Genomic DNA, 13,186 nt, shown 5'->3' with positions numbered 1-13,186 from the left:
TTTGTCCTCCCCCTAAGATAAAGCATTTGCCTGCTTACTAGTGTTTATTCCCTTGCCCGTCGGACGTATACGCACCGATGTCGGCGTTATAGGTGGTGTTCCCCTTCCCGATGCAGGGAGAGCCTGCCTTCAGGTGGAAGTCGAAGGAAGAAGGCATAACCCTCGTCGTGTCGTTGATCAGGGAATAGTTGACAAACATGGGATCGTTCACGCCGGTACCGGTGGACACGATGTCGCTGGTCTGAACGACACCCTGGGAGCCCGCGGGGTAAAAGTACTTGCGGCAGGAGTCGATCGTCGTGTAAAAGAAGTTGTTCCCGTACTTGGTGTGCGCGTAGTCGGCGGAAGCGGTGATGTCCAGGCCATAGTAGTTGTCCACCAGCAGGTTGTTGTAGTAGAGCCCTGCGGAGAAGGCGTCCACCAGGATGCCGCGGCCGGGTTCGTTAAAGCCCCTGCGGAAACCGTTGAACACGCAGGTGTTGTTGTATACCGTACAGACCGTTTGCGGGATCTGAACCGTAGAGCTGGTGAAGATTTTGATACCGCTTCCGGCACCACCCCAGATACAGTTGTAGGCAACGGTCCCGGTGACGCCGGCGTGGAAGTCGATGCCTTCCCCGTCGTTGGTCCCTTCACCCTCGATGGTGTTGCGGAGGATGGTCACCGTGGCAGCGCCATAGACACCGACACCGTTGTCCTGGCCACCGATCAGCCAGCAGTCTTCCACGTCTACGTTGATCGGGGAAGAAACGGAGATGGTCTGACGGGTGCTGCCGGTGGAGTCCGGACCACCGGCCCAAAGGATCTTGGCCCATTTAAAGGTAACGGCCTTGGCGCTGTCGCACTGGAAACCGCCCCATTGGCCGGGCTGTTGGAGAGGAGAGGTGAAAACAGCGGGTTGTTGCTGGGTACCTTCCACGTCGATGACCCCCTGGATATAAAAGGCGTGGTTGCCCGGGATGATGATGGTCGCGCCGGGTTGCACTTTCAGGGTATCCCCTTTCAATACGGTCAGGTCACCGTTCACCGTATAGGTCGAATCGGTCAACATGACCCCCTTTACGTTCCCCCCGTTCAGGGTGGTGGTCGTAATGGCTTCCGCAGGCAGGACGGGTCCGGTGCTCACGGTACTTTTGCTTTTGGTACAAGCCGTGAACACCAAAGCAGCGCCGGCCGTAACGGTCAATAATGCATGTTTCATATTCGAGATTGGGTTTAATGTGCGTATCGTAAGCCTATGCTATAAGTCGCTTTATATATATCGCTCGTCGCCAGGATATAGCTCGTCACGTACTGTTTGTTGGGCGTATTCAGCAGGTTGTTGAATTTGCCAAATACCGTAAAGTGTTTGTTGATGTCTTTTTCCAGGGAAAAAGCAAGCATATTCATAGGCTTCTGATAGTAATCCGAGTTGTAATAGATATAGGTCTTCGCCAGGGTGTTGCCCTGGTACTCGTAGGCGAGCTGGGCAAAAAAGCCGTGCCGGTTGTCCTTATACAAAAGGGATACGTTGGCAATGTGGTCCGTTTGCCCTTGCAGGGGCCGCTTGACCTGGACATGCAACGAATCCAGCTGTTTCAGGTTGGGATCGTGGTTGGCCTTGTAATACAGCAACTGGGAGGCGGTCACCTCGGAATGGGTATACGTGTAGTTCCCGGTGATCCCGAATTTGCCCCAGAACTTGGTAAAGGCCACCTCCGCACCATAGTTGTGCGCAGTACCCGGGTTGGTCAGCGTATAGGTCTCTATTCCCCCGCTTGCGGACTGCAACTGGGTTTCGATGGGGTTGTCGATCACCTTGTAAAAAACGCCCGCAAACAATTGCTCCTCTTCTTTGGGGTACCATTCAAACCGGAGGTCGAGGTTGTTGGCCACAGAGTGTTGCAGGTAGGAATTCCCCTGCGTAAAAAAGTCAATCCCCGGCGTAATGGCATCGACGATCTCGTAATAATTGGGTCTCGAAATGGATTTGAAATAGGACAGGTGCAGATTTTTGTTATAGGCAAACTTGTATTTCAGGTAGGCACTGGGGAGCACATCCTGGTATATCTGGCTGCCCGCGCTGGGTTGGGTCGGGCTACGTACCCTGTCGGCCCATTCATTATCGGTATTTTCCACCCGGACGCCACCGCCTCCTTCCCAGCGGGTGGAGCGGTATTGCGCCATGGCGTATTCCGCAAAAATGGTTTCTGTCACTTTATAGTTTTGCGGGTTGTACACATTGGTACCCGCTGTGTTGAACACGTCGTATTGGGCATTATAAATGCCTGTCCATACGGGCCGCCCGCCCGTGCCACCGGCGGAATTGGTGGTCGTCGGCTGTAGGGTATAATCGTCCTCGCTGTTGTACCTCGTCTTCGTATTGTATAACCCGCCGGCCTTTATTTCCCACTTCCGGAGTTTGTATATGAGGTTTAACAAACCGGTGAATTCATGGTCGTCGTTCCGTTGCCAGTTCCGGGTGATGGCGTCCAGGGTGCTGGGGTTCTTGGTATAATTGGGGTTGATCAGGAAAAGCGTCGTCACGTCGGCCTGGTCCGGGAAACGGCTGGCTGCTTCCTGGCGTACGGCGGCCCAGTTCAGGGTGAACCGGTGGGTTAACTCGTGAACACCGGAAATCTTCAGGTTTTCGACGTGCATGTGCTGGGTCTCCGACACACTGTCCACAAAAACCTGACCGGTGCCGGGGCCGACGCGCCCTGTACCCACCAGGGTCGTGTCCATGCTAAAGCGAGAGGCGGCCAGGTAGCTGTAGAGATAAAAGTTGTCGACGCTGATCCGGTGATGCTGGTTAAACTCGTAGTCGACGTGCGCCACCACGCCGTTGTTCAGCTGTTGCGTGAACCCGTTATAGTTGGTGAGGTTGGTCACATACAAAGAGTCGGACGTCATCATGTCGATGGGCGACACGGTCGCCCGGGTGCTGATGTTGCCGTAGTACTGGTTTTGAAAGTTGTCCGCCAGGACAAGACCGACCTTATTGTGAAAAAACCGGTGGGTGAAAGAGAAGCCCAGGGTGCCCGTCGGGGGCGCCTGCTCTTGAGAGAAAGAAAGGTTCGACCTGGAGAAATCGCCGGGTTGGGTTACATAGCCGGGCGGGTTCCGTTGGATAGGGCTGTGCGCTTGGATGTCCGACTTGCCAAAGGTGACGTACCGCTGATCGAAATAGAGCTGGCTGTAGCCGATGCTGCCGATGGCCTTAAAGCTGGTTTTTTGAGGCGCGTCCTTGACGACTAAGTTGACGGTCCCGCCGATAGCGTCGCCTTCCATATCCGGTAACAGCGATTTGCTGATTTCGATCGCGGACAGGATGTCGGAAGGGATGATGTCCAACTGGACAAACCTGTTTTTTGAATCCGGGCTGGCGATCTTGATCCCGTTGAGCAAGGTATTGTTATACCGGGGCTCCATCCCGCGGATAACCGCGTAGGCTTCGTCGCCCCCGCTGGACCGCTGGACCGTGATCCCGCTCATGCGTTGCAACACGTTGGCCGCGTTGATGTCCGGGGAGCGGACCATCGCCTGGGACGAGATCATATTGGTGATATTGCCCGCCACCCGCTCCCGGTTGCGGACACCCGCTTCTTCTTCCCGGTTGAAATTGCCGATGACTTTTACTTCCCCGAGGTTCTTGGTGTCCACGGCAAGGCCTTCATATACACGAACGACCTCTCCCGCTTTCACACTATAATGCCGGGTAATCGTCAAATAGCCAACGCTTTCGATGACGATGTCGTATTCTCCGGGGGGAACGTTTTTGATTTCGAAAGCACCCCGCTCGTCCGCCAGTTTCCTGACGTTGATCTTGCCGATGGTGATCAGGGCTCCCGACACCGCGTCCTTGGACACGCCATCATAGATAGAACCTTTGATGGTGGCCGTTTGAGACAAAGCGAGTTGGGAGATAAGCAGGGAAATGGTGATGAGGGTGATGCCCTTAAGAGACATAAGTCGGAATAGGTTTATGCCGCAAAACTATTCCGTGGGATACCGCAATAACGAGCCTTCAGTTTGTTTTAATGATTCTATAAACATCTCTTATCGGTTTTTTAACCTGGGCTTCAGTCTTCCTCCAGCTTCTTCAAATTCTCCAGATTTGCGTTCGTACCCGAAACAGCGGGGTGTTCGGATCCGATACAGATGCAGGCACTTTCTTTTCCATAAAATATTATACATCAATATATTATAAGCTTGGCGTTGTTTTAGATGTGGTTGGACAAACCCGCGTATATGCTGCTCAACTATTGTAAGACCGCCCTGAGAAATTGTCGAAAACAAAAAGCCTTTTCAGCACTGAACCTGCTGGGGCTCACCGTCGGTCTCGCCACCTGTTTGCTGATCACGATGTTTGTAGCCAGCGAGTTGAGTTATGATCGCTACAATAAGAATGCCGCCGACATCTATCGCGTCAACGCCCATTTCCGGATCTCGGGGGAAAACCTAAACGAGCGTTTGTCCCCGGCAGACCTGGGTCCTGCGATCGTGCGGGATTTTTCTTCCGTAAAGGCTTTTGTCCGTTTTCATGATGAGGGCCGGGTGGTCGTGCGCAAAGGCAACGTCCTGACGACGGAGCCCCGCACCATTGCTGCGGATTCTTCTTTGTTTGGCGTCTTTACGCTCCCGTTGCTCGAAGGCGATCCCCGTACGGCGCTTACCCAACCGCATACGGTGGTGCTGAACCGCACGACGGCGCTCAAGTATTTTGGCCGGGCGACGGGTGTGGTGGGTCAAACGCTGGAGATCGGGGACACCACGCCCTACACGGTCACCGGCGTGATGGAGGACATGCCCCTGTTGTCCCACCTCCACTTCGACCTTATCCGTTCTCTTTGCGGGGAATCGGACAGCAGGGAGGTGAACTGGGTCAACAATGACTATGTCACGTATCTCCTGGCAAAGCCGGGTGTAACCCCACAAGTCATCGAGCGGGACATCGCCCTGGCGACGACCCGGTACGCGGAACCCATCCTCCGGCAACAGATGAGCACGACCTTCGCGGAGATGGCAAAGAAGGGGGATTTTTACCGGTATGAGCTGATCCCCCTGACGCGCATCCACCTCTATTCGGAACTCGCCCGTGAAGCCGAACCCTCGGGAAGCGCCACGTATGTACGCATCTTTGGACTCATCGCCGCTCTTATCCTTCTGCTCGCCTGCGTCAACTTCATGAACCTGTCGACCGCACGGTCCGCGGGTCGCAGCCGGGAAGTAGGCGTAAGAAAAGTATTAGGATCCCACCGCGGCGACCTCGTTTTTCAATTCCTTACCGAGTCGGTGTTGTTCAGCCTGGCCGCCACGCTGCTGGCACTTCTTATGGCTTACCTGCTCCTGCCCTTCTTTAATGAGCTGACGGGGCAACAGCTAAGCTTTACCGCCATACCCTGGCCCCGGCTGGCCGCCTGGGTGGCCCTGGGCGCCTTGTTCGTGGGACTCCTGGCGGGCAGTTACCCGGCCTTTTTCCTTTCCGCCTTTCAACCCATACAGGTCCTCAAGGGGCGGCTGGCCAAGGGTTTCAAGGGCAGCCGGCTGCGCAATGTGCTGGTGGTTTTCCAGTTCACCATCGCCATCGCGCTAATCATCGGCACCCTCGTCATTTACCGTCAACTCAACTATATCCGCAACAAACGCCTGGGGTATGACCGGGAGCAGGTGCTGCTGATCAAAAACACGAACGCGCTCGGTGAACACGTCATCGCTTTCAAGGCGGCCGTGCTACAACTCCCCGGGGTCACCGCTGTTACCATCGCCAATTCTTTCCCTACGAGCAACCAGACGCAGGCGGACCTCTTTTTCCAGGATGCGGCCAAAACCAAGGCCCTGGGCCCCGAACACTGGTTTGTGGATGCAGACTACATCCGTGCCATGGGAATGACCATGGCGCGGGGCAGGGCCTTTTCCCCTTCTTTATCCACCGACTCCGGCGCCGTGCTGATCAACGAAACCACGGCCGCGATGCTGGGGTACAAAAACCCCCTTGGAGAAAAACTGTACAAGGACCCTCATACGGTTCCGTTCTACCGGATCATCGGCGTCGTCAAAGACTTCAACTCCGGCTCGCTCCGCCAGAAAACCCCACCCATAGTCATGACCCTGGGGTATGACGATGGCGGCATGGTCACTGCGATCCGGTTTTCAACGACGGGTGTTTCTTCTTTGATCGACCGGGTGCGTACGCTATATCTTGCCATGGCTATGCAGAACCACGCTTCCTTTGACTTTTCCTTTATGGATGAAGACTACGATCACCTGTACACCGCCGAGACGCGGATGGGCACGATTTTTACCATCTTCACCCTCCTGGCCGTTTTCGTGGCCTGCCTTGGTCTTTTCGGCCTGGTCACCTTTGCCGCCGAACAACGCACCAAGGAAATGAGCATCCGCAAGGTGCTGGGTGCGGGCATGCACCATATCGTCGGGTTGCTCACCCGGGACTTCCTTTTGCTCATCGCCCTGTCCTTCCTGATCGCCTTCCCCCTCGCCTGGTGGGGCATGCACCGCTGGCTGGAGGGCTTCGCCTACCGGACCACCGTGAGTGTGTGGACGTTTGTGCTGGCGGGGGGTGCCACGCTGGCGGCGATTGTCGTGACCGTAGGGTATCAGGCGATCAAGGCCGCTGGGCGGAATCCGGCGGATAGTCTAAAAACCGAATAGCGGCCGTGGAACGGCCGCCTCGGCTGCGCCGCGGGACAGCGCAAAAAAGGCCGCCTGTAGGGCGGCCCTTTTTCGTGTGCGCCCTCGCGGGCCCCTATCCATCCATCCGCACGATCCGCGGCCGGAACGTCCCCACCACGTCGACGAGCCCCTGCTGGGCCCGCATCACGGTCTCGATGTCCTTATAGGCAAAGGGCGCTTCGTCCAGGCCGCCGCCGATCAGGCGCACCCCGCTTTTGGCGAGCTCCTCTTTAAAGGCGTGCTCGCTGATGGAGGCCATGGCTTGTGACCGGCTCATCCGGCGACCCGCGCCATGGGCCGCGGAGCTGATCGAGGCCGGCACGCCCCGCCCCTTGACGATAAACCCGGGAGCCGTCATGGAACCGGGGATGATCCCCAGGACGTCCTTGCCCGCGGGGGTCGCCCCCTTGCGATGCACGATCACCGCTTTGCCTTCGTGGATTTCCCTCCAGGCGAAGTTGTGGTGGTTCTCCACCGTGCGCATCGGCTTCCGGCCCAGGCTCGACGCAATCCGGGTATGGATGACCTCGTGACAGGCGCTGGCATAGTCCCCCGCCAGGTTCATGGCCGTCCAGTATTCCATCCCTTCTTCTTCGTCCAGGCTCAGCCAGGCGAGGTGGTTTACTTCCTGCGGCAGCCGTCTTTTCGACCGCGCCAGCCGGGTATAATAGTTGGCGATGTTGGCGCCCAGGCTCCGGGAGCCTGAATGGCTCAACAGCCCGACATAACATCCCGGGTCCAGTTTTAACACCGGGTCCCATTGGTTTACCTCCACCCACCCGAACTCCACAAAATGGTTCCCGCTCCCGCTGGTCCCCAGTTGCTTCCACGCCCTCGCATGGAGGGACCGCAACAGCCGTATCTCCTGGAAGGTTTTCCGGTCCATGATGGGATGGTCTTCCGCCTCCTTGAACTGGGCGCCGCTTCCAAAAAGGGTCGCCGCCTCCAGTTCCCTGGTGAATAAGGATTCCTTCCTGTCCAGGTCCCCTGCCGGGATGTCAAAAACGCTCAGACACATCCGGCAACCGATGTCCACCCCCACCCCGTACGGGATGACGGCATTGTCCGTCGCCAGCACGCCTCCTATCGGCAACCCGTAACCGGAGTGTGCGTCGGGCATGAGTGCGCCCGCCACCGCCACCGGCAGCTTGGCCGCGAGGTACATCTGGTGAAGCGCGCCTTCCCCGATATCGCCCGCGCCAAAGATCGAAAAGGGGACGCCGTCCCTGTTCAGGGAATATTCCACGCCTTCTTCCTTTTCGGGGAGAAAGGCCTTGGCAACTTTTCCCAGCACGGGGTCCTCCAGGTAATCCGCCGGGGTGAGCATGATGTCCTTTAGGATTTGGAGGGCGGCTTCCAGGGAGTGCCGTTTATAATACTGTTCCATAACCCCTATTGCTACGCTAACCACGGGGGTCTCGGGATAGCCGATCTTTCGTAGATCTTTTCCTCTGATCTGCAGCTTTGCCATAAGTGTTGTTTTAGTTCTCTATGGCTTCCCTTCGGAAGCCGGTGATAATGTTGTTTTTTTCTTTGCGCGGTGTATCGTGCGGCTGCCCGATCTCCGCAAGCGTCATGGGCTTTGTGATCGTCCGCCCGAAACCCAGGTGGTCGCTCAACCGTTGCGCCTTTGCGACACCCAGCCGGCCAAATTCATATTGCGCGATCAGCCGTCCTTTGCGAAGCAACGCCGCGTCGATCCAGGTCAACTCACTGTTAAACGTGCAGATGAGTTGCACATTCAGGAAGTCCGATAAAAGACCGTCGGAAATGTTCAAAAGGTTCGACACCGCGGAACTTTGGTTCGCTTTCCGGTCCATGATGATGTTCTCCGCGTCCTCGATGATGACAACCGAGTCCGGGTTGTCGACCAACAGGTCGATAAATCCAGGGTCCATCAGGTTGGCTGCGATCGTAGGGGATAAGAAAAGGACCGGTTTCCGGATCTTTCCGACAAGGTATCTCAGGTACGATGTCTTCCCGGTACCGGGCAATCCATGTAACAAGACAATCCCCTTGTCTTTTTTCCGGTTCAGCCTTTTGCGGATGAGCTCATCCACTTCCTTGAAGTCATCCTCGTAAAAAAGGTCGACGTCCAGTTTTGTCCTTTTGACCTCCATGCCTTTCAGCTCGAAACCACTACGGCCTTGGCTGATGAGATTGATCTCCAGGGGCTTCCTTTGAGTCCTCCCCTTATGGACATGGGCGAGCGCCATGACCTTGTCCATAAATTCGGGCTGCCCTCCATCGTGAAGTATGTTGCAATAGGTCTCACCGCAAACCAATACGCACCGGTTTGCAAAGACCAGCAACGTCTTCCCGAAGTCAAGTTTTTTCCCTTTGTGCACGTAATCGCGATACTGAAACTCGTGCAATAAAAGGTGGGGAAATTCTTCCCGGATCGCCTGGTATAGTTTTTCTCCCTTTAGCTGGTAGATATCACATATACTGGGTATGGTATCGAAATAGGAATAATATACTCTTCGCTCGTCCACGAACCAGTTGTCGAAAACATAAGGCGCGCCAGTGGCCTTGCCTGTAGCTGTGTTGTTCATTTTTCTTGTTTTGAAAGTGAACCTGCGGAGCTAAAGGGGGCGCGTATGGCCAATAAAAAACCCCGCAGGCTATTGCGGGGCTTTTTTCATGCTGTATATTAGTTACCTAAAAGATCGTGTGCAGCATGCCCCGCTCGGAGAAATCCAGCCAGGTGGCTTTCATTCCGTCGCTGTTGAAGTATGTGCAAGTGCGGGACATAGTTTGTTATATTTGTGCAGCGAAGATATAAAAATTTCTGAAATTGCGCCAACTATGAATAAAAAAATCCTACTGTTCGTGCTCCTGTCCACGGGCGCCTGGGTCGGCACACAAGCCCAGTCCCGCAGGATCGACACCGTCGCGGTGGCCATCCTGGACAAAATGAGCGCTACCATCGGGGACCTCGGTTCCTGCAGCGTCAACGTCAACGCGAACTATGACGTCGTCAGCCGGGAACTCGGCCTGATCAAGCATTCCGACGAGGAACAGGTCTACCTGCATGGACCCAACAAGCTCCTTGTCCGTTCCGAAGGAGACAAGGGTACGCGCTCGTTTTTTTACGACGGCACGGCCCTGACCTATTATTCGATGGACAAAAACCAGTACGGGCAGATACCCTTATCCGTGGGTGTCGTCGAAATGATGGACACGGTCAACAAGCGGTATGGGATCGACTTCCCGGTGGCGGATTTTTTCTACCCGACATTTGTGGACGACATCCTTTCCGATGCCAAAAGCCTGGTATACCTGGGGATGACCAAGGTAGGCAACGAGGAATGTTTTCACATCGCCGGGGTGGCCAAGGACAAAACGTTTCAGTTCTGGATCCGTCACGACGCCTTTTTCCTCCCTGCCAAAGTCGTGATCGTGTACACGGAAGGCGGCCAGAATCGCCAGTTCGAGGCGACGCTGAACGACTGGCAGGTCAACCCCAACCTACCGGACGCGATCTTTTCGTTCACGCCCCCGCCCTCCGCGTCGAAAATCGCGCTGGTCGCGTTGGGTAACCGCGCGCCCCGCAAGGTGTCAAGGACAGGTACGGGTAAAAAATAATGTTCATCCTTCAAGCGTTTACACACTATGAGCTCTTCCACTTCTTATATACGTATGGCTGCCGGGGCGGTGCTCCTGCTCCTGGCCTGCCTGCCCCGATATACACAGGCCCAGCGTTTCGGGCACAGCAACTTTGGCGGCGGCGGCGGACGTCCTGCGCCCGCGCCTGCTCCGGCCTATCATCCGGCGCCGGCGCCTGCTTACCGCCCGGCTCCTGCACAACAGCAGCCACAGCAGCAGCGGCCCGTTGAACCCGCCGGCCGCCCGAACGGTAACCCGGAAGTCAATCGCGGAAACCCGCAACCGGAAGCCCGTTCGATCAACGGCGGTGCCTGGAATGTCGGCAACCATGACTATGGCCGCGGCAATGCCCCTACCGACAATCGCCCGGCCCCCCGGCCCGTCGTTCCCCCTACCCGTGGTGGGTATACGAACGAACACGTCAATGTGTACCATACGGGCGGTTACCGAAGCGTACATCCTTATTTTTACCATCCTTACCGGCCCTTCTACTGGGGACCCCGCTGGCACCCGGTTGGCTTTTTCCTGGGCGCGATGATGGCGGATGCCTTTTATTTCTCGTTTGGCGGCCAGCCCTATTACTATGACCAGGGTGTCTATTACCAGCCGGACAACGGCGGTTATGTCGCGGTAGCGCCTCCCGTCGGCGCTATCGTCAACGCGTTGCCGGAAGGATACGAGACCACCCAGGTGGGTGACCAGACCTACTATTACTTCGGGGGCGCGTTTTATGTGTACACCGATCAGGGATACCAGGTGGTCGACGCTCCCCCCGGCGCGGTCATCACCGAACTGCCCACGGGCGCGGTCCAGCAGGACATCGACGGGCAAACCTTCCTGGTGTACAACAACGTGTACTACGAACCGATCTCCCAGGATGGGTCGGACGCATACGAAGTTGTTCAGATGGGTAACTAGCCTCGGCTGATTTACCGATTTTATAGCATATTTCGCCGACGGACGTTAAACGGTCCGGGGGCGGCAAAGTCCCTTCTACATGAAGGGACTTTTTGCTTTTGCCGCAGCCGTAGCGCTGTTGTGTGCGTGCGCCAGGGGAACCGCCCCCCAGGGTCACTATCAATCTACACCTGTCGTGGCGGACGGGCAGGCCGGCGACTGGTCGCAACCGCTCCGGTTTACCAATCCGAGACATACGCTGTCCTTTAACGTCACCAACGACGCCAGGAACCTCTATATCGTTGTCATGACCAGGGACGACCGGATGCAGCGCCGCATCCTGAGGGCGGGCATGGATGTCTTTTTCGATCCCAAAGGCAAGATGGATAAAACGATCGACCTTTCATACCCTGAAAGCAACAGCACCGATCCCCTGACGTTTAACCAGGACAGCCTGTACAGCAAGAACGCCCTTTTAGCCGCGGCGTCCGTATACAACACCTCCGGATTCCACAACGTCGAAAACGGGCAGTACAACCCGGGGGACAAACATTCCCCCATACAGGTCGCCCTGGCATTTCACGGGGACAGTCTCCTGGTCTATGAAGCCATCGTTCCGCTGTATACCGTACTGAAGCGGGGCGGTCTGGATACAAAAACACTCCGCCGCGACTTTAGCGTGGGGATCGTCATCGGGAACCTGCCCGATCAACGGAGCGCCAACCGCAACCAGGGGAATGGCGGAAACGGCTTCCGGCCGCACATGGGCTTTGGCATGGGCATGGGCGGTATGGGGATGGGCATGGGAATGGGCGGAGGGGGCCGCGGTGGACAGCAGCGGCCGCAAGCTTCTCAAAATGAGTCCGACTGGTATACGTTCAAGTTCGCGCAGCCAGGGGCGCCCTCTTAAGGCCGCCGGCCCATCTTCTTCAAATGGGATACGTGGGAAGCCAGGGCGAGCGACATCCGGCGGTGCTCGATATACGGAATCCCCAGGTCCTTGCACGTCTGCCGGATGATCCGTCCGATGGCGGGATAATGGACGTGGGAGATCTTCGGGAACAGGTGGTGTTCTATCTGAAAATTAAGCCCGCCGAGACACCAGGTGACCAGGCGGTTCTTCGTTGCAAAGTTGGCGGTCGACTTCAACTGGGTAAGGACCCATTCGTCTTCAATACGGTTCGAGGGTTGGGCGGCGACGGGGAAGGCTGTCTCTTCCACGGTATGCGCCAGTTGGAATACGGTACTGAGGGTAAAACCCGCCACGCAGGCGACGATCAGGTAACCGACCAACCAGGGGATTACCCCGCAACAATACATCGGAAGAAGGATATAGACAAACGGATAAAGCAACTTGAAACCCCAGAAGAGAAGGTGGTCCTTCCACCGGAGCGGCTTTAGCGGAACGACACCCACCTTGCGGGTAAAATATTTCTTATAGTCCGTAAAGAAGATCCAGAAGAAATACAACAACGCATACAACGCCCAGAAATACAGGTGCTGATACCGGTGCAGGCGAAGGCGCTTTTGGGTGTCGCACAGCCTCAGGAAGGGCCGGGCGTTGATGTCGTCGTCGACGCCGTCCACATTCGTATAGGCATGGTGCACCATATTGTGCTTGACGTTCCACATAAAGCTGCTCGCACCCAATACATCCAGGCTCAAGGCAGCCAGCCGGTTGACCCACGGATGCCGGCTGAAACTCCCGTGCGCCCCGTCGTGCATGACGTTAAATCCGATAAAGGCCGTCAACAACCCCAGCAACACGCATTCCCCAATGGCCAGGAAGGCAACGGGCGTAAAGAAAACAAGGTGGATATACAGGCCAAGATAAGCGCCTAAGAGCAAGGCACACTTGAGGTAAAGGGAGAAGTTACCCGTCGGCTTTACGTGCCGGAGTTCGAAATAGTCATTTACATTTTTTTTCAGGATCGCCTGAAGGGACGGAGTACCATATTTGGGGGGGAGCATGATCGGCTTTTTAAGCCGGGCATGAATTGCGGGGCTC

9 protein-coding genes are annotated in these 13,186 nt (G+C 56.3%); 4 read left to right on the top strand and 5 right to left on the bottom strand.

All coding sequences use genetic code 11. The features are described from left to right. Positions 1 to 37 precede the first annotated feature (37 nt). Both EDB95_RS11560 and EDB95_RS11555 read right to left on the bottom strand, forming a co-directional pair. A complete protein-coding gene (locus EDB95_RS11560) occupies positions 38 to 1,201 on the bottom strand; it encodes a right-handed parallel beta-helix repeat-containing protein (protein WP_133993731.1) in 1,164 nt (387 codons plus the stop codon). Between the two features lie 14 nt (positions 1,202 to 1,215). Beyond that, complete coding sequence (locus tag EDB95_RS11555; protein ID WP_133993729.1) at positions 1,216 to 3,948, bottom strand: TonB-dependent receptor; 2,733 nt, start codon at positions 3,946 to 3,948, stop codon at positions 1,216 to 1,218. A 282-nt stretch (positions 3,949 to 4,230) separates the two neighbouring features. Here EDB95_RS11555 and EDB95_RS11550 point away from each other — a divergent pair, with 282 nt between their 5' ends. After that, positions 4,231 to 6,651 carry an ABC transporter permease gene (locus EDB95_RS11550; RefSeq protein WP_162852558.1) on the top strand — a complete coding sequence of 807 codons (2,421 nt, stop codon included), beginning with the start codon at positions 4,231 to 4,233 and terminating at the stop codon, positions 6,649 to 6,651. 94 nt (positions 6,652 to 6,745) lie between these two features. Here the strand turns inward: EDB95_RS11550 and EDB95_RS11545 are convergent, their stop codons facing one another. Both EDB95_RS11545 and EDB95_RS11540 read right to left on the bottom strand, forming a co-directional pair. Further along, positions 6,746 to 8,143 (bottom strand): RtcB family protein, encoded by a 1,398-nt coding sequence (locus EDB95_RS11545; protein WP_133993725.1) that lies wholly within the window; start codon positions 8,141 to 8,143, stop codon positions 6,746 to 6,748. Between the two features lie 10 nt (positions 8,144 to 8,153). Next, complete coding sequence (locus tag EDB95_RS11540; RefSeq protein WP_133993723.1) at positions 8,154 to 9,227, bottom strand: AAA family ATPase; 1,074 nt, start codon at positions 9,225 to 9,227, stop codon at positions 8,154 to 8,156. Positions 9,228 to 9,480: 253 nt separating this feature from the next. Between EDB95_RS11540 and EDB95_RS11535 the strand changes: the two genes are divergently transcribed. From EDB95_RS11535 to EDB95_RS11525, 3 genes are all read left to right on the top strand, one after another. Next, the gene (locus tag EDB95_RS11535) at positions 9,481 to 10,260 is read left to right on the top strand and encodes a DUF2092 domain-containing protein (RefSeq protein ID WP_162852557.1); all 780 of its coding nucleotides are present in this window, start codon (positions 9,481 to 9,483) and stop codon (positions 10,258 to 10,260) included. A gap of 27 nt (positions 10,261 to 10,287) precedes the next feature. Continuing rightward, positions 10,288 to 11,199, top strand: coding sequence for a DUF6515 family protein (locus EDB95_RS11530; RefSeq protein WP_133993719.1), 912 nt, complete (start codon positions 10,288 to 10,290; stop codon positions 11,197 to 11,199). Positions 11,200 to 11,278: 79 nt separating this feature from the next. After that, positions 11,279 to 12,088, top strand: a complete 810-nt coding sequence (locus EDB95_RS11525; protein ID WP_133993717.1) for a hypothetical protein — start codon at positions 11,279 to 11,281, stop codon at positions 12,086 to 12,088. Here the strand turns inward: EDB95_RS11525 and EDB95_RS11520 are convergent. Then, positions 12,085 to 13,149, bottom strand: coding sequence for a fatty acid desaturase family protein (locus tag EDB95_RS11520; protein ID WP_133993715.1), 1,065 nt, complete (start codon positions 13,147 to 13,149; stop codon positions 12,085 to 12,087). The two genes, EDB95_RS11525 and EDB95_RS11520, sit on opposite strands and share 4 nt — an antisense overlap. Positions 13,150 to 13,186 lie beyond the last annotated feature (37 nt).

The organism is Dinghuibacter silviterrae (assembly GCF_004366355.1).
GTDB lineage: Bacteria > Bacteroidota > Bacteroidia > Chitinophagales > Chitinophagaceae > Dinghuibacter > Dinghuibacter silviterrae.
The sequence above is the reverse complement of the archived record's forward strand: the minus strand, read 5'-3'. Positions and strand labels throughout refer to the sequence as shown.

Coding starts and splice junctions, on each gene's coding strand:
- EDB95_RS11555 (WP_133993729.1), bottom strand. CDS start 3,948: ATGTCTCTTAAGGGCATCACCCTCATCACCATTTCCCTGCTTATCTCC.
- EDB95_RS11520 (WP_133993715.1), bottom strand. CDS start 13,149: ATGCTCCCCCCCAAATATGGTACTCCGTCCCTTCAGGCGATCCTGAAA.
- EDB95_RS11545 (WP_133993725.1), bottom strand. CDS start 8,143: ATGGCAAAGCTGCAGATCAGAGGAAAAGATCTACGAAAGATCGGCTAT.
- EDB95_RS11530 (WP_133993719.1), top strand. CDS start 10,288: ATGAGCTCTTCCACTTCTTATATACGTATGGCTGCCGGGGCGGTGCTC.
- EDB95_RS11560 (WP_133993731.1), bottom strand. CDS start 1,201: ATGAAACATGCATTATTGACCGTTACGGCCGGCGCTGCTTTGGTGTTC.
- EDB95_RS11540 (WP_133993723.1), bottom strand. CDS start 9,227: ATGAACAACACAGCTACAGGCAAGGCCACTGGCGCGCCTTATGTTTTC.
- EDB95_RS11525 (WP_133993717.1), top strand. CDS start 11,279: ATGAAGGGACTTTTTGCTTTTGCCGCAGCCGTAGCGCTGTTGTGTGCG.
- EDB95_RS11550 (WP_162852558.1), top strand. CDS start 4,231: ATGCTGCTCAACTATTGTAAGACCGCCCTGAGAAATTGTCGAAAACAA.
- EDB95_RS11535 (WP_162852557.1), top strand. CDS start 9,481: ATGAATAAAAAAATCCTACTGTTCGTGCTCCTGTCCACGGGCGCCTGG.